The 22,254-nt window shown below is 75.5% G+C and carries 20 protein-coding genes; 11 read left to right on the forward strand and 9 right to left on the reverse strand.

All coding sequences use genetic code 11. From position 1 onward, the window contains the following. Nucleotides 1–73 precede the first annotated feature (73 nt). The 4 genes from ACFV4P_RS15445 to ACFV4P_RS15460 are packed head-to-tail and all read left to right on the forward strand — an operon-like array spanning nucleotide 74 to nucleotide 5,372. Complete coding sequence (locus tag ACFV4P_RS15445; RefSeq protein WP_380471253.1) at nucleotides 74–1,060, forward strand: ABC transporter permease; 987 nt, start codon at nucleotides 74–76, stop codon at nucleotides 1,058–1,060. Further along, nucleotides 1,057–1,995: an ABC transporter permease gene (locus tag ACFV4P_RS15450; protein ID WP_380471255.1), complete on the forward strand. Its 939-nt coding sequence runs from the start codon at nucleotides 1,057–1,059 to the stop codon at nucleotides 1,993–1,995. Before ACFV4P_RS15445 ends, ACFV4P_RS15450 begins: the two co-directional genes overlap by 4 nt. Next, a complete protein-coding gene (locus tag ACFV4P_RS15455) occupies nucleotides 1,992–4,148 on the forward strand; it encodes a dipeptide ABC transporter ATP-binding protein (RefSeq protein ID WP_380471257.1) in 2,157 nt (718 codons plus the stop codon). Before ACFV4P_RS15450 ends, ACFV4P_RS15455 begins: the two co-directional genes overlap by 4 nt. A 54-nt stretch (nucleotides 4,149–4,202) precedes the next feature. Next, entirely contained in the window at nucleotides 4,203–5,372 is a 1,170-nt protein-coding gene (locus ACFV4P_RS15460) for an aminotransferase class V-fold PLP-dependent enzyme (protein ID WP_380471259.1), read from the forward strand. Between the two features lie 99 nt (nucleotides 5,373–5,471). On the opposite strand, the gene ACFV4P_RS15465 is transcribed toward ACFV4P_RS15460, so the two are convergent. Then, the gene (locus ACFV4P_RS15465) at nucleotides 5,472–5,798 is read right to left on the reverse strand and encodes a putative quinol monooxygenase (protein WP_380471261.1); all 327 of its coding nucleotides are present in this window, start codon (nucleotides 5,796–5,798) and stop codon (nucleotides 5,472–5,474) included. Between the two features lie 168 nt (nucleotides 5,799–5,966). Further along, nucleotides 5,967–6,932, reverse strand: coding sequence for an oxidoreductase (locus ACFV4P_RS15470; protein ID WP_380471263.1), 966 nt, complete (start codon nucleotides 6,930–6,932; stop codon nucleotides 5,967–5,969). 126 nt (nucleotides 6,933–7,058) lie between these two features. On the opposite strand from ACFV4P_RS15470, the gene ACFV4P_RS15475 reads away from it, so the two are divergent. Beyond that, the gene (locus tag ACFV4P_RS15475) at nucleotides 7,059–7,475 is read left to right on the forward strand and encodes a MerR family transcriptional regulator (RefSeq protein WP_380471265.1); all 417 of its coding nucleotides are present in this window, start codon (nucleotides 7,059–7,061) and stop codon (nucleotides 7,473–7,475) included. Nucleotides 7,476–7,623: 148 nt separating this feature from the next. Here ACFV4P_RS15475 and ACFV4P_RS15480 read toward each other — a convergent pair whose 3' ends face one another. Further along, nucleotides 7,624–8,688, reverse strand: a complete 1,065-nt coding sequence (locus ACFV4P_RS15480) for a PRC and DUF2382 domain-containing protein (protein ID WP_380471267.1) — start codon at nucleotides 8,686–8,688, stop codon at nucleotides 7,624–7,626. Nucleotides 8,689–8,858: 170 nt separating this feature from the next. Here ACFV4P_RS15480 and ACFV4P_RS15485 point away from each other — a divergent pair, with 170 nt between their 5' ends. Genes ACFV4P_RS15485 through ACFV4P_RS15495 form a run of 3 tightly spaced genes read left to right on the forward strand, consistent with a single transcriptional unit; the run spans nucleotide 8,859 to nucleotide 11,778 of the window. Continuing rightward, entirely contained in the window at nucleotides 8,859–9,245 is a 387-nt protein-coding gene (locus tag ACFV4P_RS15485) for a hypothetical protein (RefSeq protein WP_380471268.1), read from the forward strand. A gap of 29 nt (nucleotides 9,246–9,274) precedes the next feature. Then, nucleotides 9,275–10,174, forward strand: a complete 900-nt coding sequence (locus tag ACFV4P_RS15490) for an ABC transporter ATP-binding protein (RefSeq protein WP_380471270.1) — start codon at nucleotides 9,275–9,277, stop codon at nucleotides 10,172–10,174. Next, nucleotides 10,171–11,778, forward strand: a complete 1,608-nt coding sequence (locus ACFV4P_RS15495; protein ID WP_380471272.1) for a hypothetical protein — start codon at nucleotides 10,171–10,173, stop codon at nucleotides 11,776–11,778. The genes ACFV4P_RS15490 and ACFV4P_RS15495 overlap by 4 nt, the downstream gene beginning before the upstream one ends. On the opposite strand, the gene ACFV4P_RS15500 is transcribed toward ACFV4P_RS15495, so the two are convergent. From ACFV4P_RS15500 to ACFV4P_RS15515, 4 genes are all read right to left on the reverse strand, one after another. Continuing rightward, on the reverse strand, nucleotides 11,768–12,370 hold the full coding sequence (locus ACFV4P_RS15500; protein WP_380471274.1) for a class F sortase: 603 nt from the start codon (nucleotides 12,368–12,370) through the stop codon (nucleotides 11,768–11,770). The genes ACFV4P_RS15495 and ACFV4P_RS15500 overlap by 11 nt on opposite strands. A gap of 207 nt (nucleotides 12,371–12,577) precedes the next feature. After that, nucleotides 12,578–13,225, reverse strand: coding sequence for a hypothetical protein (locus ACFV4P_RS15505; RefSeq protein ID WP_380471276.1), 648 nt, complete (start codon nucleotides 13,223–13,225; stop codon nucleotides 12,578–12,580). A gap of 149 nt (nucleotides 13,226–13,374) precedes the next feature. Continuing rightward, nucleotides 13,375–14,022, reverse strand: a complete 648-nt coding sequence (locus tag ACFV4P_RS15510; protein WP_380471278.1) for a response regulator — start codon at nucleotides 14,020–14,022, stop codon at nucleotides 13,375–13,377. After that, nucleotides 14,007–15,200, reverse strand: a complete 1,194-nt coding sequence (locus tag ACFV4P_RS15515; protein WP_380471436.1) for a sensor histidine kinase — start codon at nucleotides 15,198–15,200, stop codon at nucleotides 14,007–14,009. Before ACFV4P_RS15515 ends, ACFV4P_RS15510 begins: the two co-directional genes overlap by 16 nt. A gap of 137 nt (nucleotides 15,201–15,337) precedes the next feature. Here ACFV4P_RS15515 and ACFV4P_RS15520 point away from each other — a divergent pair, with 137 nt between their 5' ends. Both ACFV4P_RS15520 and ACFV4P_RS15525 read left to right on the forward strand, forming a co-directional pair. Further along, entirely contained in the window at nucleotides 15,338–16,102 is a 765-nt protein-coding gene (locus tag ACFV4P_RS15520) for an ABC transporter ATP-binding protein (protein WP_380471280.1), read from the forward strand. A gap of 124 nt (nucleotides 16,103–16,226) precedes the next feature. Then, entirely contained in the window at nucleotides 16,227–18,596 is a 2,370-nt protein-coding gene (locus ACFV4P_RS15525) for an FtsX-like permease family protein (protein ID WP_380471281.1), read from the forward strand. A 19-nt stretch (nucleotides 18,597–18,615) separates the two neighbouring features. On the opposite strand, the gene ACFV4P_RS15530 is transcribed toward ACFV4P_RS15525, so the two are convergent. Continuing rightward, entirely contained in the window at nucleotides 18,616–19,866 is a 1,251-nt protein-coding gene (locus ACFV4P_RS15530; RefSeq protein WP_380471283.1) for an aromatic acid exporter family protein, read from the reverse strand. A 211-nt stretch (nucleotides 19,867–20,077) separates the two neighbouring features. Between ACFV4P_RS15530 and ACFV4P_RS15535 the strand changes: the two genes are divergently transcribed. After that, the gene (locus tag ACFV4P_RS15535; RefSeq protein WP_380471285.1) at nucleotides 20,078–21,343 is read left to right on the forward strand and encodes an MFS transporter; all 1,266 of its coding nucleotides are present in this window, start codon (nucleotides 20,078–20,080) and stop codon (nucleotides 21,341–21,343) included. Nucleotides 21,344–21,348: 5 nt separating this feature from the next. Here the strand turns inward: ACFV4P_RS15535 and ACFV4P_RS15540 are convergent, their stop codons facing one another. Then, nucleotides 21,349–22,242: a helix-turn-helix domain-containing protein gene (locus ACFV4P_RS15540; RefSeq protein WP_380471287.1), complete on the reverse strand. Its 894-nt coding sequence runs from the start codon at nucleotides 22,240–22,242 to the stop codon at nucleotides 21,349–21,351. Nucleotides 22,243–22,254: the final 12 nt, after the last annotated feature.

Consider the following 22,254-nt stretch of genomic DNA (forward strand, 5'->3'; position numbering starts at 1 on the left):
TGCGTCAAAGTCCGTACGAGCGAAGGCAAATGACCATGTTGAGCAGGTGTGCGAACCACGCCGGGAGTGCGCCGTGACGGGCTACCTGGCCAGGCGACTCGGCTACTACCTCGTGCTGCTGACCGCCGCGGTGTTCCTCGCCTACGCGCTGACCAGCACCGCGCTGGGCCCGCGCGCCTACTTCGAGGCCAAGCAGCCCCGCCCGTCCGCCGCCGCCGTCGACCGGCAGCTGACCGCGCTCAACCTCAACGACCGCACCCCCGTGGTCGAACGCTTCGGCACCTGGGCGGACGGCGTCCTGCTGCACGCCGACCTCGGCCGCACCATCCACGGCACCTCCGTCAACGACGAGTTCGGGCGCCGGATCTGGGTGTCGCTGCGGCTGCTGCTGGTCGGCAGCGTGCTCGGCATGCTGCTCGGGGTGGCCGCCGGCGCGTGGAGCGCGGTGCGGCAGTACCGGCTCTCCGACCGGACGCTCACCGTGATCTCCTTCGTGCTGCTCTCCACCCCGGTGTTCCTGCTGGCGCTGCTGCTGAAGAACGGCGCGATCGCCGCGAAGAACGCCGCCGGCCACGACGTCATCCCGTTCACCGGCTACGAGACGCCCAACCTCTCCGGCGGCCTCGGCACGCACCTCGCCGACTGGGGGCTGCACCTGCTGCTGCCCACCCTGTCGCTCGCGCTCGGCGGACTCGCCACCTACAGCCGCTACCAGCGCTCCACCATGCTCGACGTGCTCGGGGCCGACTACCTGCGCACCGCCCAGGCCAAGGGCCTCACCCGCGGCCGCGCGCTGATCAAGCACGGCCTGCGCACCGCGATCATCCCGATGACCACGATGTTCGCCTACGCCTTCCTCGGCCTGTTCACCGGCGCCGCCTTCACCGAGACCATCTTCGGCTGGCACGGCATGGGCGAATGGTTCATCCAGGCCGTCAACGAACAGGACGTCAACTCCGTCGTCGCCGTCAACCTCTTCGCCGCCGTCGTCGTGCTCGCCGCGGGCTTCCTCGCGGACGCGCTGCACGCCGCGCTCGACCCCAGAGTGAGGACGGCATGAGCGCCGAGGCGATGGAGCAGGCCGTGGCCGCGGAGCGGGCGCCCGCGGGCCGGGTGCGGCTGGCGGCCGGGCGGCTGGCCGGGTCGCGCGGGGCACTGACCGGGGTGGTGGTGCTGGCGCTGCTGTTCCTGCTGGCGTTCGTCGGGCCGTACCTGACGCCGTGGGACTACGCGACGCCCGACTACACGGCACTGCGTCAACCCCCGTCCGGCCAGCACTGGTTCGGGACGAACGGACTCGGGCAGGACGTGTTCGCACAGACCGTGCGCGGCCTGCAGAAGTCGCTGGTCATCGGGCTGCTGGTGGCGGTGCTGTCGACCGGGCTGGCCTCGCTGGTCGGGGCCTGCGCCGGGTACTTCGGCGGCTGGACGGACCGGGTGCTGACCTTCCTGGTCGACCTGATGCTGATCTTCCCGGCGTTCCTGGTGATCGCCGTGATCTCGCCCCGGCTGCGCGGCAGCGGCTGGATCGCGTTCGTGGTGCTGCTGGCCGTGTTCAACTGGATGATCACCGCACGGGTGATCCGCTCGATGACCCGCTCCCTGCGGGAGCGCGAATTCGTCGCCGCCGCACGGTTCATGGGCGTCGCGCCGTTCCGGATCATCTGGCGGCACATCCTGCCGAACGTCTCCTCGTTCCTGATCATCGACGCGACCATCACCGTCGGCGGCGCCGTGATGAGCGAGGCTGCGCTGTCCTACTTCGGCTTCGGCGTCCGCCCGCCCGACGTCTCGCTCGGGACGCTGCTCGCGGCCGGCGCCGGCGACGCACCCGTCTTCCCCTGGCTGTTCTACTTCGCGGCCGGCCTGCTGGTGCTGTTCGTCCTCGCCGTCAACCTGGTCGGCGACGGCCTGCGCGACGCCCTCGACCCCACCGCCGCGCCCGGACGGCGCGCCCGGAAGACCGCCAACTCCTCGCGCCGGAGCACCAGTTGACCAGCCCCCTGCTCGCCGTCCGCAACCTCACCGTCGACTTCGGGGACCACCCGGCGGTCCGCGGCGTCGACCTCGAACTGCACCGCGGGGAGACCCTCGGCCTGGTCGGCGAGTCCGGCTCCGGCAAGTCCGTCACCGCGCTCGCCGTCCTCGGCCTGCTGCCCGCCGCCGGACGGATCGGCGGCTCCGTGCAACTCGACGGCCGCGAACTCGTCGGCCTGCCCGCCAAACAGCTGGCGGGCATCCGCGGGCGGCGGATCGCCATGGTCTTCCAGGACCCGCTGTCCGCGTTCACCCCCGTGTACCGGATCGGCGACCAGATCGCCGAAGCCGTCCGGGTGCACCAGACGGTGAGCCGGGACGCCGCCCGCAAGCGCGCCGCCGACCTGCTCGACCTGGTCGGCATCCCCGACCCGAAGCGCGCCCTCGACGCCTACCCGCACGAGTTCTCCGGCGGCATGCGGCAACGCGCCATGATCGCCATGGCGGTCGCCAACGACCCCGACATCCTGCTCGCCGACGAGCCCACCACCGCCCTCGACGTCACCATCCAGGCCCAGGTCCTCGACGTGCTGCGCACCGCCCAGCAGGAGACCGGCGCGGCACTCGTCCTGGTCAGCCACGACCTCGGGGTGATCGCCGGCAGCGCCGACCGGGTCGCCGTCATGTACGCCGGGCGGATCGTCGAGACCGCGCCCGTGGACGACCTGTTCACCGCCCCCCGGCACCCGTACACACTCGGCCTGATCGGCGCCGTCCCCCGCCTCGACGGCCGCGGCGGACCGCTCGTCCCGATCCCCGGACGCCCGCCCGCCGCCGGTGAACTGCACGGCCCCGGCTGCCCGTTCGCCGACCGCTGCCCGCTCGTCGAGGACCGCTGCCGCACCGCCGAACCCCCGCTGACCGGCGACGGGACGCACCTGAGCGGCGACGGCACGCACCTGACCGGCGACGGGACGCACCCGGCCGGCGGCGGTGCGCACCTGGCGGCGTGCGTGCGCGCCGACCACCTGGCCGCCACCCGGCCCGCGCCCGCCGAGGTCTACCCCGTCCCCGAGGTGCCCGCCGCCGACGCCGCGCCGCGCGAGGAACGCGAACCCGTCCTCGCCGTCAGCGGCCTCACCCGCAGCTTCCCGCGCTACCGGGGCACCCTGCTGCGCCGCCGGATCGGCGAGACCTTCGCCGTGGACGGCGTCGACCTGGACATCCGGCGCGGGGAGACCCTCGGCCTGGTCGGCGAGTCCGGCTCCGGCAAGTCCACCACCCTGTACGAGATCCTGAAGCTGGCCGCCCCGCAGGGCGGGCAGATCGAACTGCTCGGCCAGGACACCGCCGCCCTCGACCGGGCCGCCGCGCACCGGCTGCGGGCCCGCGTCCAGATCGTCTTCCAGGACCCGGCGGCCTCCCTCGACCCGCGGATGCCGGTCGGCGACGTCATCGCCGAACCGCTGCTCGCCCAGCGCGTCCCCGCCGCCGACGCCCGCCGCCGGATCCCCGAACTGCTCCGCCAGGTCGGCCTGGACCCGGCGCACGCCGACCGGTACCCGCACGAGTTCTCCGGCGGCCAGCGCCAGCGCATCTCCATCGCCCGCGCCCTCGCCGTCCGCCCCGACCTGCTGGTCCTCGACGAGCCGGTCTCCGCGCTCGACGTCTCCGTGCAGGCGGGCGTGCTCAACCTGCTCCAGCAGCTGAAGGCCGAACTCGGCCTCGCCTACCTGTTCGTCTCCCACGACCTGTCCGTGGTACGGCACTTGGCCGACCGCGTCGCCGTCATGTACCTCGGCCGGACGGTGGAGACCGGCACCGTGGAACGGGTCTTCGCCGAGCCCCGGCACCCCTACACGCGCGCCCTGCTCGCCGCCGTCCCGCTGCCCGACCCGGCCGCCGAACGCGCCCGCCCCCGGCTGCTGCTGGCCGGCGACCCGCCGTCGCCCGCCGAACGCCACCTCGGCTGCCCGTTCCGCAGCCGCTGCCCCGTGCACGCCGCCCTCGCCCCCGAACAGCGCACCCGCTGCGCCACCGAACTGCCGCCCGCCACCCCCGCCGCCCCCGGCGTCGACCACACCGCCGCCTGCCACTTCCCGGACGGCGGCCGACCGCCGCTCGGCCATGCGGGTGCGGACCCGGCATGCCCGCCGCCCCGCCGGGGGTAGGGAACACCGGGGCCGCCCGGGCGGGCGGTCGGGCACGGACAGGGAGTGGGCACGATGGACATCAGGCACCTGCGGGCGATGACGCCCGGCTGCGGCGAGAGCGCGTTCTTCGACAACGCGGGCTCGGCGCTGCACACCGAGCACGTCACCCGCACCGTCGTCGACCACCTGATGCTGGAGGCCCGGATCGGCGGATACGCCGCCGAGGACCGGGAGTTCGAGCGGACCGAGGGGGTGTACGACTCGGTGGCCCGGCTGCTGAACGCCCGCCCCGAGGAGATCGCGCTGACGGACGGCGCCACCCGGGCCTGGGACATGGCGTTCTACTCGATCGCGTTCCGCCCCGGCGACCGCATCCTCACCTCGCGCAGCGAATACCCGTCCAACGGACTGGCGTTCCTCCAGGCCAAGCAGCGCCACGGCGTGTCGGTGGAGCCGATCCCCGACGACGAGCACGGGCAGGTCGACCTCGACGCGCTCGCCGCGATGCTCGCCGAGGGCGGCGTCCGACTGATCGCCGTCAACCACGTGCCGACGTACGACGGCCTGGTCCAGCCCGCCGCCGGGATCGGCGCGCTCGCCCGCCGGGCGGGCGCGCTCTACCTGCTGGACGCCTGCCAGTCGGCCGGCCAACTCCCGCTGGACGTCCGGGAGATCGGCTGCCACCTGCTGTCCGCCGCCGGTCGCAAGTACCTGCGCGGGCCGCGCGGCACCGGCTTCCTGTACGTCGACCGGGAGCTGGTGACACAGCTCGAACCGCCGCAGCTCGACCTGCACTCCGCCACCTGGACCGGCCCGGACACCTTCGAGATCCGCCCCGACGCCCGCCGCTTCGAGACCTGGGAGCGCAGCATCGCCGGCCTGCTCGGCCTCGGCGCGGCCGTCGACGAGGCCCTCGCCCTCGGCCTCGACCCGATCCGCGCCCGGATCGACACCCTCGCCGAACGCCTGCGCGCCGGGCTGTCCGCACTCGACGGCGTCCGGGTGCGCGACCGGGGCGCCGTCCGCAGCGGCATCGTCACCTTCACCAAGGAGGGCCGCGACGCCCAGCACCTGGTGGACGGCCTGCGGGCCGCCGCGGTCAGCACCTCGCTGTCCCGGCCCGCCGGCGCGAAGTTCGACGACCGGTCGCAGAAACCGACCGAGGTGGTCCGCGCCTCCGCGCACTACTACAACACCGACGAGGAGATCGACCGACTGCTCGACGTGGTCGCCAAGCTGTAGCCCGCACGGGTGATCAGTGACCGGCCCGTCCCGGGCGCTCCCGGCGCGAATCCTCGTCGTCCGGATCCTGCCGGGGGCGTCCGCCGCGACCGGGTGCGGTCAGTTGGTGGGGCGCACCTCGGCCATCTCGGACCAGCCGCTGCCGGGGACCTTGACGTTGACGATCTCCGGGGTGGTGGCGACCGCGCCGGCCATCGTGGCCATGGCGTCCTTGAAGTGCGCCGAGTTGACGTGCTTCGAGCCGGCCTCGTCGTCGGCGAAGGCCTCCAGCAGCACGAACTGGTGCGGCACGTCGACGCTGCGCGACCACTCGAAGAACAGGTTGCCGGGCTCGTTGCGGGTCGCGGCCGTGAAGTCGGCGACCAGGTCCAGCCACTCCTCGCTGCGCTCGGGGCGGACGGTGAACTTCACCGCGATGAAGATCATGGAAGTCTCCTCCTGTCGTCCGGGGGCGGCCCGGAAGATTCGTTCGTGTGAACTCCAACGATCTCTCACCTGGGCTGTCACGCGTGCACCGGGGTCAACCCCAGGGATGACGCGCGGGCCCGGACGGCTCTCTGTGCAGCAGGTCAGGAAGTGGCCGGCCGACCTCCCTCAGGGAGCGGGACGGGGGAGCGGCGGGGCGCCGGTCGCGGCGAGGGAGAGCTCCCACAGGCGGGCGGCCGCCTCCGGGTCGACGGCGTGGGCGTGCACGCCGCCGTCGTCCATCGGCGTCCCCGGGGCGGCGGGGCGGGCGACCTCGCAGTCCTCCAGGTACAGGCCGCCGTGCCCGGCGAGCAGCGGCGAGGTCGCCGCCCACAGTCCGGTGGCGGCGCCCTGCGACGGCGACTTGAACCCGGCGCCGATCACCGTGCCCCGCTCGTCCACCCAGCCGCGCTCGACCTGCTCCCGGAGCGTCATCTCCCGCTGCAGCCCGGTGATGATCCGGCCCGGGTGCAGCGTGAACGCCCGGACGCCGTCGGCCCGCGCGAGGGCGTCGAGGTGCACCGCGAACAGCGAGTTGGCGGTCTTGGCCTGGCCGTACGCCAGCCACTTGTCGTAGCCGGCGCCGAAGTGCGGGTCCTGCCAACGGAATTCGGTCAACGCGTGGCCCGCCGAACTGTTGACCACGACCCGCGCGCCGTCCGGCGCGGCGGCGAGCAGCGGGTAGAGCGCGCAGGCCAGCGCGAAGTGCCCGAAGTGGTTCACCGCCAACTGGCTCTCCCACCCCGGCCCGACCCGCCGCCCGGGCGTCGCCATCACCCCGGCCACGGCCATCAACAGGTCGATCCTCGGCAGCAGTTCGGCGATCCGCGCGGCCGCGGCGCGCACACTCCCGAGATCGGCGAGATCCATCGGGACCACCTCGCACCCGGCCGGCGCCGACTCGGGCCGCCGGGCCGGAACGACCACCCGCGCCCCGGCGGCGACCAGCGCCCGTACGGTCTCCCGGCCGAGCCCGGAGGTGCCGCCGGTCACCACGGCGTGCGTGCCGGACAGGTCGAGGCCGGCCAGCACGTCCTGCGCGGAACTGGCGGCGGAAAACGGAGAGTTGACAGGCTGCTGCGGGGATCGGTTCATGCCGAGGACGCTACGAGCTGGAGCGAGGTCCAGATCAAGTCCCGTTCCGGGGCCAGCCGTTCCCGCCGCCCGTCGGCCGAAACCCGTCCGACGTGCGCCGACGCGGCAGGGCCTAGGCTCTCCGCCATGGCGGACACCCTCGCGGAGCGGCTCGGCATCGGCGAGGTGGCCGAGCGGACCGGGCTCAGCATCGACACGCTGCGGTTCTACGAGCGCGAACGCCTGCTGGTCGGGCCGGTCGGGCGCAGCGCGGGCGGGCGGCGGCGGTACAGCGCGTTCGACGTCGAGTGGCTGCTGATCTGCGTGAAGCTCCGGGAGTCCGGGATGCCGCTGGCCGAGCTGCGGCGGTTCGCCGAACTGGTGCGCTCCGGCCCCGGCAACGAGGCGGAGCGGCTCGCCCTCCTCGACGCGCACCGGCAACGCGTGGACGCCCGGATCCGGGAACTGGAGGAGTGCCGGGCCGTCATCACCTGGAAGGTCGGGGTCTACGCCGAGCACCTCGCACGCGGAGACGCCGGCGGCCTCTGGGACCCGACCCCCTGACCGCCCCGGCCGCTGCCGCCGCGCGCCGCCCGGCAGGCGGACCGTCGACTCCTACGGCCGGTACGGCTCGTGACGCCGTCGGGGACGGGGACGGGGACGGGGACGGGGCCGCGGCCGCCCGACCGGTCGCGGCCAGGGCGGTGGGCGGTCAGGCCGTGCCGCGTGCGTCGTCGCCGGTCGTCGGCCGGGACGCGTCCGCGTCCGCGTCGGGGATGTCGGCCTCGATGCGTTCCTTGCGGACCTCGCCGGTGACCGTCCGCTGTTCGACGTGCTCCTCGGTCACCAGCCGGACCCGCTCCACCGGCACGGCCTCGGTGCGCACGATCGGGCGCTCGGCGTGCAGGACGACGTCGTACTCGGCCTCCGCGATGGGCTCGCCGGACATCGCCGAGGTCCGGTTCGCCTCGGTGATCGGCTCGCGTTCGACGCGGACCTCCTCGTGCCGGATCGGCACGGTCTGCTGCTCCTCCTCCGTGACGACGTACTTCCGCAGCCGGGCGTGCCCGGTCTCGTAGCGTTCGACGCCGACGCGCATCCGCTCCTCGGAGCGGGTCATCACGTCGTCCCGCGCCTCCCGGTCGCCGGTGCGGTCGGTCATGCGGTCGGTCGTCCGCTCGGTCGTCCGCTCGCCCGCGCGGGCGCTCGCCGGGCCGCCGGTGTCCGGGATGCCGGTGGCCGCGGCGCCGGTCGTGCTCTCCCCGGAGGTGGCGGTGATCCGGGCGCCGGACATGTCGGCGGGCGACTCGCGTCCGGTCGCCGACGCGGCCCGCTCGGCCCGGCCGGCACTCTCCGCGCTGCCGCTGTCGCTGCCGCTGTCGCTGCCGCTGTCGCGGTCACGGTCGCGGTGCGCCCAGCCGCCCTCGCCGGGCTCGTTGGCGGTCCTCCACGCGTCGTCCCAGGAAATGCCGTAGTGGGTGTACAGCCGGCGTTCCTCCTGCTCGGAGAGGTGTCCGCCGCGGTCCACCATCACGTGCGGGGCCTCCTTGACCTTGTCCTTGGCGAACGGGACCTGGAGGTGGTCGCCGACCATGTGGGCGTCCCTGACCGGTACGAAGGACTGCCCGCCTCCGAGCCGTCCCGTCTTCACGCTGACCCACTCCGGTCGGCCGGTCTCGTCGTTGAGGAAGAGGTGGTCCGCGGTGCCGATCCGGTTGCCCTCGGCGTCGTGCACGGGGTGGTGCAGCATGGAGCGGATCTGTTGTTCGGTGATCATGGATTCACGCCTCCTTCACATTCCAGCGTCAGGGTGGAGGGGCGACCCGCGCGAGTCCAAACGGGCAGCAGGCCCGCCCGGGCCCGGATATCTGCCGAACGGCAGATGGCAGGCGGCGGCGGATCGGCGAGGCTCGGCCGTGTGACCGACCGAGCCGACCGGAGGAACCGGTGAAACGATCCCCGAGCCCGAAGAAGACCGCCCTGCTTGCCCTCGCGGTGGCCGCGCTGCTGCCGCTGACGGGGTGCGCCGACGCCTCCGGGGCCAAACCGGAGGAGCAGACCTTCGCGTTCTCCGGGACCACGCTGGACGTCAAGGCGCACGGGAACCCGACCGACCTGATCCCCGCCGACCGGACCGACGTCAAGGTCACCCGGTGGTTCGACACCGGCGCGCAGGTCGGCAGCAAGAAGCTCAGCTGGACGCTGGACGACGGCGTCCTCGACCTGCACGCCGGATGCACCGGGCTGGCCGACTGCGAGGCCAGGTTCCGCGTCGAAGTGCCCCGCAACGTCGCCGTCACCCGCGACGGCCGGGCCACCGACCTCAAGGGCTGACCGCCCCGCGACCACGGAGAACCACCACCATGACCGACCTGACCATCGAACTCGACGGCATCGGCAAGGAGTACCGCGGCGGCAAACGCGCCCTGGACGGCCTCACGCTGAGCCTCCGCCCCGGACTGACCGGCCTGCTCGGACCCAACGGCGCCGGCAAGTCCTCGCTGATGCGGATCCTCGCCACCGTCACCCGCCCCACCCGCGGCAGCTACCGCTACCGGGGCGGCGACGCGCTCGCCAAGCCCGACCGGGTGCGGCACGATCTCGGCTACCTGCCACAGGACTTCGGCGTCTACCCGAACCTGACCTCCCGCGAGTTCCTCGGCTACCTGGCCGCGGCGAAGGGCCTCTCGGCCCGCTCCGCCCGGGCCCGGATCGACCAGCTGATCGAACTGGTCAACCTCACCGAGGCCGTCCGCCGCCCGCTGCGCGGCTACTCCGGCGGCATGCTCCGCCGGGTCGGCATCGCCCAGGCCCTGCTCGCCGACCCCCGGGTGCTGGTGGTCGACGAGCCGACCGCCGGACTCGACCCCGAGGAACGGGTGCGGCTGCGCAACCTGCTCGGCGAACTCGCCGTCGACCGGATCGTGCTGCTCTCCACCCACATCGTCTCCGACGTCGAAGCGACCGCCGCCGACCTCGCCGTGCTCGCCCACGGCCGGCTGCTGCGGCGCGGCACCCCCGACCAGCTGCTGCGCGAACTCCACGGCCGGGTCTGGGAGTTGACCGTCGCGCCGGCCGAGGTGCCGGGCCTTCAGGCCCGCCACCGGGTCGGCCGCACCGTGCGCACCGCCGACGGCGTCCGCCTGCGGGTGCTGGCCGCACACCCGCCCGCCCACGGCGCCGTGCCCGTGCCGCCGGACCTGGAGGACGTCTACCTGGCCGCCGTGCACGGCGCGCCCGCCCCGCAGGAGGCGCTGCGATGAGCGGCCTCGTCCGGCTCGCCGCCGGGGACTTCCGCGACCGCGTGCGACGGCCCGTGTACGCGGTGACGCTGCTGGCCGCCGTCGCGCTCGGCTGGCTCGCCGTGCCCGACGCCGGCAGCCGCTGGGTGATCATCGACGTCGGCGGCCACCGGGGCTTCTACAACAGCGCCTGGGTCGGCACCGCGACCGCCCTGGCCGGAGCGCTGTGGCTCACCGTCGGCGGGTTCTGGGTGGTGCGCGGCGGCATCGCCCGGGACGCCGCCGGCCGGGTCGGCGAGATCCTCGCCGCCACCCCGCTGCGCACCGGCAGCTACCTGGCCGTGAAGTTCCTCGCCAACCTGCTGGTGCTGGGCTCGATGCTCGGCGTGCTGGCCGGCACCGCGCTGGCGCTGCAACTCGTCCGCGGCGAGGACCGCGCCGTCGATCCGCTGGCCCTGTTCGGACCGTTCGCCGTGATCGCGCTGCCGCTGGTCGCGCTGACCGCCGCGGCCGCCGTGCTGTTCGAGACGGTGCCGCCGCTGCGGGGCGGCTTCGGCAACGTGGTGTGGTTCGTGGTGTCGCTGGCGCTCGCGATCGGCGGCCAGTCGCCGGACGCCCCGCTCGGCGGGATCGGCGTGCAGCAGGCCACCAGCTCCATGGCCGACGCCCTGCGCAGCCGTCAACTCCAGCTCGGCGACGGCCGGTTCAGCCTGGGGCTGACCCAGGTCACGGAGCCGCTGCACACCTTCGGCTGGGACGGCGCGCAGTACTCCGGCGGCTTCCTGGCGAGCCGAGTGGCCGTCGTGCTGTGCGCGGGCGCGCTGGCCGTGCTGCCCGCGCTGTGGTTCGGCCGCTTCGACCCGGCCCGCAACCCCGGCCGCACCGCCGCGACTGCCGGGACCGCCGAGGCCTCCGCCGTCTCCGCCGTCGAACCGGCCGCCGAGGCCTCCGCCGTCGAACTGCCGTCGCAGCGTGCCTCGTTCGGGGCGCTGCCGGGCACCGCGCCGGTCCGGGCGGGGGCGTTCGGGCGGCTGCTCGCCGGGCAGGCCCGGATCCTGGTGCAGGGCGTGCCGTGGACCTGGTGGGCCGTCACCGCCGCACTGGGCGTGGCCGCGCTCGCCGTGCCGCTGCCGATGGCCATCGGGCTGCTGCTGCCCGCGGTGTGGCTGTGGCCGGTGCTGATCTGGTCCCGGCTGGGCTCCCAGCAGGTCGAGAACGGCGTGGAGGAACTGCTCGCCGCGCACCCCTCGCCGCGCCTGCGGCTGCTGGCCGAATGGGTGTCGGGCGTGCTGCTGGCGGCGGTCACCGGCCTCGGCCCGCTGCTGCGGATGCTCGCCGGGGGCGACGCCGTCGGGGCCGCGCACTGGCTCGCCGGGGCGCTGTTCGTCCCCGCGCTGGCGCTCGGGCTGGGCGCCGTCGTGCGCAGCCACCGCCCGTTCCAGGCGCTGTACCTGCCGCTGTGGTACCTGCTGGTCAACCAGGTCGGGCCGGTCGACTTCATGGGCGCCGTCCGCACCGACGGCCACCTGGACGGGCCGAACCCGCTGCTGGTCGCCGCCCTCGCGGCGGCCCTGCTCGGCGCGGCGTTCGCGGCCGGCGCGGCCCGGCGCGACGTCAAGCGCTAGCGCCGCCGGGCCCGCTGCTGGACGTCAGGTGCGCGTACACGACGGTGTTGGAGTCGTAGCCGTTCTTCCGGTCGAAGTGGCCGCCGCAGGTGATCACCCGCAGTTCGGCGCGGCCGGTCGTGCCGTACACCTCGTCGGACGGGAACGACGACTTCGGGTAGGAGCGCACCGCGTCGACGGTGAAGGTGGCGACCCGCCGGTCCGCCCGGGTGACGGCGATGGCCAGGCCCGGACGCAGCAGCCCGAGCCGGTACAGCACGCCGGGCCCGCGCCGGTCGTCCGCGTGCCCGACCACCACGGCGGTGCCGTCGGCGCCGGGCGCGGCCCCGCCGCGGTACCAGCCGACCAGGTTCGCCCGTTCGGTGGGCGGGGTCTCCAGCTCGCCGCGGGTGTCCAGGCCCAGGTCGGTGAAGGTGGCGTCCACGGCGATCGACGGGATGCGCAGCCGCTGCGGCGCGGACGGGTCCAGCGCGGGGGAGTCGGGGGCGAGTGCGGCGAGGCGCGGCGGCCCGGCCGGGGCCGCCGCGGGCGGCGGCGGGTGCTCGGAGGACAGGCCGTCGCGCACCAGCATGCCGCCGAAGAGCAGCGCCACGGCCGTGGGGGGGGGGGGGGGGCCGGGGGGGGGGGGGGGGCGGCGCGGGGGGGGGGGGGGCCGGGGGGGGGGGGGGCCGGGGGGGGGGGGGGGGCGCGCGGCCGCCCCCCCCCGGCCCCCGGACGCGCCCGCCCCGGGCCGGGCCGCCGCCCGTCAACGGGTCGGCGCCACGGGTCCGCCGGCGGCGGGGGGCCCGCCGGGGTGCGGTCAACGGCGGGCGCGGCGCAGCCGGCGGGCCACCAGCCATCCGCCCCCGGCGAGCAGCGCGCCGCCGACGGCGATCTCCGCCGGGTTCGGCCCGCGCGAGGCGCCGCCGGCACCGGCCGCGACCCCGCCCTTGGGCATGTGGCCCTGGTGCTCGGGGGAGCCGCTCTGCTGCCCGGACTGCGCGCCGTTCTGGTGCGAGGGCGGCGGCGCGGTCGGCCGGGCGGACTCGGCGGCGGCGCCGCAGTCGAGGGTGAAGACCTTCTGCCGGGCCTCGCCGGTCTGCCCGACGAAGTTCCAGGTCAGCTTGTAACTTCCGTTCGCCAGCGAGAGGTTGGTGGTGTGACCGGTGCCGCCGGCCAGCACGATGCTGCCCGACAGGGTCCTGGTGCCGGCCGGCTGCAGGTCGATCTCCCAGGACACCAGCTGGACGGTGTCGAAGCTGAAGGCGTCCAGGTAGAACTTGCAGACCTTCGACTCGTCCCGAGGGTCGTTGAACGGCACACCGGTACTGTGGATCTTCACGTCGCCGTTGTCGCCGGGGGCGGCGGACGCGGGCGGGGCGGACGCGACGAGCGGCAGCGCGACGGCGCCGGCGACGGCGCCGACACGCAGGGCAAGCAGGCGTCGCCCGGCCAGGGTTGAGGCCATGGGGAACTCCGGAGGGGTGGACGGGAGCTGCCGGCACCGCGCCGACACCCCACGAGGGTCACCGGGCCCCCGCCGACCGCCGTCCCAACACTCCGCACCGGTACGACGTTTCGCACCAACGGTCGAGCCGCCCCCACTCCGACGGCCCGTCAGGCCCCCAGGTGGCGCAGCACGGCCAGCACCCGGCGGTGTCCGTCGGTGTCGGCGGGCAGGTCGAGCTTCGCGAAGATGTTGCCGATGTGCTTGTTGACCGCGGCGTCGCTGATGAACAGCTCGGCGGCCAGATTGGCGTTGGAACGGCCCTGCGCCATCAGGCCGAGCACCTCCCGCTCGCGGGCGCTCAGCCGCTCCAACGGGTCGTGCCGCAGCCGCACCAGCTGCTGGACGACCTCCGGGTCGACCACGGTGCCGCCCGCCGCGACCCGCTCCAGCGCGGCCATGAAGTCGGCGACCGCGCCGACCCGTTCCTTCAGCAGGTAGCCGACGGCGCGCCCCCGGTCGGAGTCGAGCAGCCGCATCGCGTACGACTGCTCCACGTACTGGCTGAGCACCACCACCGGCAGCCCCGGGTGCTCGCGGCGCAGTTCGACGGCCGCGCGCAGACCGTCGTCGGCGTCGGCCGGCGGCATCCGGACGTCGGTGACGACCAGCTCCGGCGGCTCGGCGCGGACGGCCGCCAGCAGGGCCGTGGCGTCGCCGACGGCGGCCGTGACGTGGTGGCCGAACCGCTGCAGCAGCCCGACCAGGCCCTCGCGCAGCAGTGCGGCGTCCTCGGCGACGATCACTCGAAGCGGCACGGAACCTCCACGTGGAGCAGGGTCGGGCCGCCGGGCGGGCTGGAGACCCGCAGCCGGCCGTCGACGGCCGCCAGTCGGTCGGCCAGGCCCGTCAGGCCGGTGCCCAGGGCCGGGTCGGCGCCGCCGCGCCCGTCGTCGGTGACCTCAAGGACCAGCAGGTCGGCGCGGTGGCGGCCGTGCACGGCGGCGGTCCGGGCGCCGCTGTGCCGGGCGATGTTGGTCAGCGCCTCGCTCAGCAGGTAGTACAGGTGCAGCTCCAGCCGGCGGGGCAGCCGGGCCGGCAGGTCGAGGTCCACGGTGATCGGCAGCGGGAAGCGGCCGGCCTGCTCGCGGACGGCCGCGGCCAGGCCGTGGTCGGCCAGCACCGGCGGGTTGAGGCCGCGGACCAGACCCCGCAATTCCCGGTGCGCAGAGCCGAGTTGCTGCTGTGCGCGGGCGAGATCGGGGCGCAGCGGGGAGTCGGCGGGCAGGTCGAGCTCCAGCAGGCCGAGGGTCATGCCGAGCGAGATCAGGTGCTGCTGGGCGCCGTCGTGCAGGTCGCGTTCGATCCGTACCCGCTCGGCGTCGAAGGCGTCGACCAGCCGGGACCGGGACGCCCGCACCTCGCGCAGCGCCGCGCCCAGCTCCTGGTCGCGCGGGGCCAGCAGCACCCGCACCAGGGCCGCCCGGGCGCCCGCCCAGGCCGTCACCGTGTACGGGGAGGCGAGCAGCACCAGCGCGCCGAACACCGTCCACGGCCAGGTGGAGCCGTCCGTCGAGGCGAAGCACAGCGCGGGAAACCCGAACGAGAACGCCAGCACCAGCAGGTCCAGCCACCACAGGGCGGCCGCCGAGAGCAGCGCGAACCCCAGCTCGCGCCACGTCGCCTGCTCGGTCAGCCGGGTCGCCGCCCACGCCCGCAGGCCCGGGCCGTCCGGCGCGCGGTGCGGGCTCGGCGCCGGATCGAGATCGACCAGCCGCAGCCGCCGCCGCTCCACCGCCGCCACCGCCGTCGCCGACAGCACCACCCCGAGCAGCGGCGCCACCCCGACCAGCACCACCAGCAGCACCGCGCCCGCCACCAGCCCCGCCGCCAGCACCGCGACGGCGGCCGCGCCGACCGGCACCCCGCTCAGCAGGTACGCCAACGAACGCCAGGGCCACCCCGAGGCGAGGAAGGCCATCGGGCGCCGGGCCATCGCCTGCCAAGCCGTTCGAGGACGCACCCGAGCGACAATAGTGCCCGTCCGTGCCGCGCGAAGTAGTGCCCGCACTACCTTCGAGGTGGTGCACGGGTCAGTGCCCCGAGGCCCGCTCGGCCGGTGGGATGGGCGTTATGACCGATCATCAGCCTGCTGCGGTGAGACTCCGCTCGGTGTCCAAGGTGCACGGCGCCGGGGAACGCGCCGTCACCGCCCTGGACGACGTCACCGTCGACTTCCCGCCCGGCACCCTCACCGCGATCATGGGCCCCTCCGGGTCCGGCAAATCCACCCTCCTGCACTGCGCGGCCGGCCTGGACCGGCCCACCTCCGGCCGGGTCGAACTCGCCGGCCACGACCTCGGACCGCTGAACGAGCGACGGCGCACCGAACTGCGGCGCGACCACGTCGGCTTCGTGTTCCAGGCGTTCAACCTGGTCGAGTCGCTGACCGCCGCGCAGAACGTCGAACTGCCCGCCCGGTTCGCCCGCCGCCGACTGCCCGCCGCGCACGTCGCGGACGCCCTGGCCGCCGTCGGCCTCGCCGACCGCGCCCACCACCGCCCCGGCCGGCTCTCCGGCGGCCAGCAGCAACGCGTCGCCCTCGCCCGCGCCCTGGCCACCCGCCCCGCCGTCCTCTTCGCCGACGAACCCACCGGCGCCCTCGACACCACCGCCGGCCGCCACGTCCTGCGCCTGCTGCGCACCCTGGTCGACGACCACGGACAGACCACCGTCATGGTCACCCACGACCCGTCCGCCGCCGCGATCGCCGACACCGTCCTCCTCCTCCAGGACGGCCGCCTCGCCGACATCCTCACCCTCACCCCCGGCCACCCCGCAAACGCCGCGACCGTCGCGGCCCGGACGGCCCGGACGGCGCGAACGGAGGCGGCGTGATGCGAAGCTGCGCCGAACTGCACTGCTGGTGCTCCGAGTTGCCGCCGGGCGCGCTCGCGGCGCGGGACGCGGCCGGCAGCCGACCGGCCCCCGGGCGCCGCGTCGTTCGACCGGAGGTGGCGTGATGCTGGTGCTCGCCGAACTGCGGGCCCGTTGGGCCGGGTTCCTTGCGGCGTTCCTCGCCGTTGTCGTCGGGACCGCGCTGATCACCGCCGTTCTCGCCGTGCGGGACGCCGCCGCGCCCGCCGTGCAGCCACGGCTGGCGGCCGCGGGGGCGTTGGTGCTGCCGCCGCGGGCGGTCGATCTCGACGGGAGCCCCGCCGACCGGGTGCCGTGGAGTGAAGGGGAAGCGGTCGAGCTGATGTCCGCGCTGCGGGCGGCGGCCGTGCCCGGGGAGGCCGTGGCCGACCGGGCGTTCTACGCCCAGGCGTTCCGGGACGGGCGTCCCGTGGACGACGAGAACGCCGCCGAGGCCGGGCACGGCTGGTCGGGGACGGCTCTCGGCGGCTACCGGCTGCGGGACGGGCGCGCGCCCGCCGGGCCCGGCGAGGTCGCCGTCGCCGCGGCGCTCGGGGTGCCCGTCGGCGGCCGGCTCACTGTCAATCTGACGGCCGGGCGGGCCGAGTTCACCGTCAGCGGGACCGTCGACGGGCCCGGCTACTGGTTCGACGACCGCACCGCCGCCGTCCGCGCCCCCGGCGTCCGGGCGATCGGACTGGTCGGGCCCGCCGGCGTCGCGGACGCCGGGGTCGCGGACGCCGCCCGCCGGGCCGTCGGCGGCCGGGCCGAGGTGGTCACCGGTGCCGGCCGGGCCGAGATCCAGCCGCGCCCCCTGGCGCACCGCCGGTTCCTCGCGACCCAACTGCTCGCCGCCGTCGGCCTGTTGGCCCTGTTCACCACCGCCTTCGTGGTGGCCGCGACGCTCGCCCTGCACACCGCGCTGCGCCGCCGCGACCTCGGCCTGCTGCGGCTGATCGGCGCCGACCCGCGGCGGATCCGCCGGATGCTGCTGGGCGAGGCCGCCGCCGTCGGCCTGCTCGGCTCCGCCGCCGGCGGCGCGCTCGGCCTCGCCGTGGCACCGCTGCTCGCCCGGCTGCTGCTGCGGCTGGACGCCGCACCGCCCGACCTCGCGGTCCGGTTCGGCGCCGGGCCGCCGCTGCTCGCCGCAGCCGTCGGGGTCGGGGTGAGCGCGCTCGCCGCCCGGACGTCCGGCCGCTCCGCCGCCCGGGTCGCCCCGATGGACGCGCTGCTGGAGAGCCGCGACGCAGACCGCCGGACCGGCCGGCTCCGGCTCGGCTGCGGACTGGCCGCACTCGCCGCCGGCGCGGCCTGCGCCGTGGCCACCGCCACCGCGACCGCCGAGGACCGGGTCACCGCCTCGATCACCGCCACCGCCGTCCTGATCACCGCCGCCGCCCTGCTCGCGCCCGTCCTGATCGGCGCGCTCGCCCGGGCCGCCACCGGGCCGCTGCTGCGGCTGCGCCCCGCCTGGCCGCTGCTGCTGCGCGGCGAACTGACCGCCTCGGCCCGCCGCACCGCCGCCGTCGCCGCACCCGTGATCGCCGCCGTCGGCTTCGCCGTCCTGATCGGCGGCACGGCAGAGACCATGCGGGCGGCCTACCCGGCAGGCCAGGCACAGCAGTTGGCCGGCCAGCGGATCGTCACCGACGACGGCACCCCCGGCACCACCGACGAGGCCGCCGCCGCCAACCCGGTCGGCCGGGCCGCGCTGCCGGTGCGGGCGTTCGTCCGCGCCGCCGACGGGGCCACCACCGCCATCGACGTCCTCGGCTCCCGCGACCCCGCCCTGGACCGTCCCGGGCAGGCCGTCCTCGGGCGCACCCTGGCCCAGCGCCTCGGCGTCCGGGCCGGACAGGACTACGGCGTACGGCTCGCCGACGGCGCGACCGTACCGGTGCGGATCGCCGACGTGCTGCCCGACGACCCGGCCCGGGGCGCGTTCGTGATGTCCCGCGCAGAGGTGCGGGCGCACGACCCGGCGGCCCTCGGCGACGACATCTTCGTCCCCGCCGACGCCCGGGCCACCGCCGTCCCCGGCACCGCCGTGCACGACGCGGAGCGCTACGCCCTGGACGACTACGCGACCGACGCCCGGCTGACGGACGCCCTCGCGGCGCTGCTGATCGCCGTCGCCACCGGGTACGGCGCCCTCGCCGCCGCCAACGGCGCGGCCGCCGCCGCGCACGCCCGCCGCCGCGACCACGCCGTCCTCGCCACCGTCGGCGGCACCCGGCGGCAACTGCTCGCGCTGGCCGCCCGGGAGACCGCCGTGACGGTCGGCCTCGGCGCCGCGCTCGGCCTCCTGGCGGCCCTGCCGCCGCTCGCGGCCACCGCGTCCGGCCTGTCCCAGGCGGCCGGCACGCAGGTCGGACCGCACCTGCACCTGCCCACCCTGGCGGTGGCCGTGCTCGGGTCGCTGCTGACGGCGGTCGCGGCGGGTGTGCTCACCACCTGGCGCGGGCTCGGGAACTGAGGCGGGCGGCGGCGTCGGGTCAGGCCGGCCGGCGGTCGTGCGGCCGGCGGCGTGGGCGGCGCAGCCGCTCGCCGCGGGCGAGGCGGCGGAGGCCGGCGAAGCGGGAGAAGCGTTCGCGGTTGGCGACGGAGGCGCGGTCGAGTTCCTCCATCAGGCGGCGGGAGCGGTGTTCGAGGTCCAGCTCGTCGAGGATCCGGTCCACCTCGGCGAGCAGGGCGCCGTGCAACTGCCAGGCCCGCGGGTCCTGTCGGACGCGGTGCAGGAGCAGCTGGGCGACGTTGTCCCGGCACGTCCAGGCGGCGGCGAGCTCGGACGTCAACCGCTGCTCGGCCTCCTCCGCGTTGCGGCTGACCTGGGTGGTGACCAGCACCGCGAAGCTCACCAGCGCGCCGCCGATGTGCGCGAACAGCTCCTCCAGCGCCACCGCGACCTCCGTCGGGAACAGCCGCTCGTCGGCGGCCCGGCGCTTGGCCAGGTCGGTCAGCGAACGGGCGATCACCCGGATCACCACCACGCAGATCTCCAGCGTGTCCAGGCCGGTGCGCAGCACCAGCCGCGACAGCAGGCCCTCGCTGATCCGCGGGTTCAGCCGCAGACTGTCCTCGGCCTGCCGCAGCGCGCCGTCCACCTCCGCGATCGCCTGGTCCAGCCGGCGGGCCTCGTGCAGCCGCTCCGCCGCCCGCTCCACCGGCACCGCGTGCCCCAGCTGCTCCGCGAGGTCCAGCAGCAGGTGCCGGGCCCGCCGGGCCAGGTCCTCGATCTTCTCGCCGGCGGTGTCCACCCACACCGGCGGCGCGAACACCAGATTGAACAGCAGGCCGACCACCGCGCCGATCAGGGTCTCCAGCACCCGGTCCCACGCCTGCGTAGTGACCTGCGAGACGCCCAGGATCAGCATCGCGCTGATCGCGACCTCCTGGACGAACTCGTCCACCCGCACGAACCGGCCCACCGTCAACGACGCCAGGATGATCAGGCCCAGGCTCCACCACGACAGCCCCACCACCGTCGAGAACCCGATCGCGATCAGCACCCCGACCACCACCGAATTGACCCGCCGCACACTGGTCTTCAACGTCGAATAGACCGTCACCTGGACCACCAGCAGCGCCGTCAGCGGCGCCGTCAACGGCACCGGCTCCCGGCTCAGCCAGGTCGCCACCACGTACGCCAACGTCGCCGCTATCGTGGCCCGCACCGTCTGCACGACGAACGGATCCCTGGCACCGCGACGCACCACCGCCGCCACCGACTCCGGAACAACACGCATGCCGCCCTTCTATCCCCCCGGCGCGACTCCACACGCGCTGACACTCCACCAGAGTGTGAGCGGCGGTCACAGGATGAACGCCTGTCTGGTTGCGGCCCGGGCGGCTGCCGAGGATGGCCGTATCGGACCTCCCGTGCCCCCCTTGCGCGCGGCCGACGGCGTCCCCGGTCCGAGGACGCGCCGCGCGCCGCCCGACAAGGTGGTGGTCGCCGTGAGCGACGTGTCCGACTCTCCCCCGATCGTCGCCGACGTACCGGAGCAGGAGGTGTTCCGGCGGTGGCGGTACGCCGGGGTGTTCGCCCTGCTGTTCCTGTTCGGGACGGAGACCTTCCTGGTCTCGCCGCTGCTGCCGACCATCGCCGACTCGATCCACGTCAGCGAGGCCGCCGCGGCGTCCACCGTCACCGCGTACGTCCTGGTGTACGCGATCTGCGCGCCCTTCCTCGGCCTGCTCAGCGACCGGTTCGGACGACGCCGCACGCTGCTCGCCGGCACCGTGCTGTTCGTCCTCTCCAACGCCGCCGCCGCGCTCTCCACCGACCTCACCCTGCTGGTCCTCTCGCGCGCCCTCGCCGGACTCGCCGCCGCGGCCGCCGGCCCCGCGATCTGGGCCCACATCGCCGAAACCGCCCCCGACGCGGTGCGCGGCCGGGCCCTCGGACTCGGCATGGCCCTGTTCTCCACCGGCCAGGTCATCGGCGTCCCGCTCGGCGGACTGCTGGCCGGCGCGGCGGGCTGGCGGGCGGCGTTCTGGGCCCTGACGGTCGGCACGGCCGCCGCCGTGCCGGTGCTGCTGCGGCAGGTCGCGCCGCGGCCCGCCGCTCCCGCAGGCGCAGGCGCAGGCGCAGGCGCAGGCGGGGGCGCGGGCGGGGGTTCGGCGCTGGCGGTGCTGGCGGCCTGGCGGGACCCCGCGCTGCGGCGTGCGCTGCTGGTCAACACCGCCTTCAACGCGGCCAACCTGGGCGCGTACACCTTCCTCGGCGCGGTGCTCGGCGAACGCTTCGACCTCTCCGTGCAGGCGCTCGGCCTGATCGGCGTGCTGGTGGGCGCGGGCAGCGTGGCGGGCTCGCTGCTCGGCGGACGCCTCGGCGACCAGGCCCGCGCGGCGGGCCGCCGGCTGCCGCTGCTCCCGGTGTGGTCGGTGCTGCTGGCCGCCGGGATCGCGCTCGCGGTCGCCGGGCCCGGGATCGTTCTCGCCCTGCTCGGCGTCCTGCTCTGGTTCACCGCCTCCGGCGCCTTCGTCACCGACCAGCAGACCCTCGCCGGCACCGTCGCCCCCGCCCACCGCGCCACCTCCAGCGCCTGGCTCACCTCCACCATGTACGCGGGCACGGGCGTCGGAGCCTGGGCGGTGGGAGCGTTCGGGGACGTCGCGCACGGGACGCTGATCGTGGGCGTGGTGCTCGCCCTCGTCGCCGCCGCCGGCAGTGTGCAGCGGCGCGGGGCACTGCGCGGGACGGAGGGCGCCCGACCGTAGGAACGCTACGCGAGGCAGTGACTCGCCCGTGGACGCGACCTGACCGTGAGGCCGGGGCCTGTCGCGCCGCTCGTCGCGGCCGCCAGCTCCGTCATCCGGGCCAGGTCCGTCCCCGTGTTCGGGGTGAAGAGCAGCACCAGCGCCGACGGATCGTCCACCGGGTGGAACGAACTGAGCGTCAGGCGCACCGGGCCGATCGCCGGGGGTTCGGCGACGACCTCGCGGGCGGTGAGTTCGGCGACGGTGTGGCAGCCCCACCAGTGGCGGAGGTCGGGGGCGTCGGCCTCCAAGCGGCGGTACAGCTCGCCGGTGCGGGCGTCCGCCCGGGCGGGGCCGGCCTGGGCGCGGAAGTGCTGGAAGACGTTCATGGCGAGCGGCTCCCAGTCGTGCAGGACGCTGCGCAGCCGGCGGTCGACGGCCATCAGCCACATCAGGTTGCGCCGGTCGGCGGGGACGGCCTCGGGGGAGCCCCAGAGCGCCGTCCACGCCGCGTTCCAGGCGAGCAGGTCGAAGTGCCGGTCGAGCAGCACGGCGGGGCTGGCGGGCCAGGAGTCGAGGACCGGCCGGACCGCGTCGGCCAGCCGCTGCCCGGCGGTGCGGGAGACGGGGACGGGCTCGTGGTAGCCGGCCAGCCGCATCGCGTGCCGCAGGCCCGCCGCGTCCAGGCGCAGGGCGCGCGCCACCGCCTCCAGGACCTGCCGGGAGGCGGTGACGCGGCCCTGTTCGAGCCAGGTGTACCAGGCGAGGCCGACGCCGGAGAGCGAGGCGACCTCCTCGCGGCGCAGCCCGGGGGTGCGCCGCCGCGCGGTGGCGGTGAGTCCGACGTCGGCGGGCTGGAGGCGTTCGCGGTGGGCGCGCAGGAAGGCGCCGAGCTCCTGACTGACGGCGGGGGTGGACACGGCTGGCTCCTC

The sequence above is a fragment of the Kitasatospora sp. NPDC059795 genome (genome assembly GCF_042732175.1).
Taxonomy (GTDB): Bacteria; Actinomycetota; Actinomycetes; order Streptomycetales; family Streptomycetaceae; genus Kitasatospora.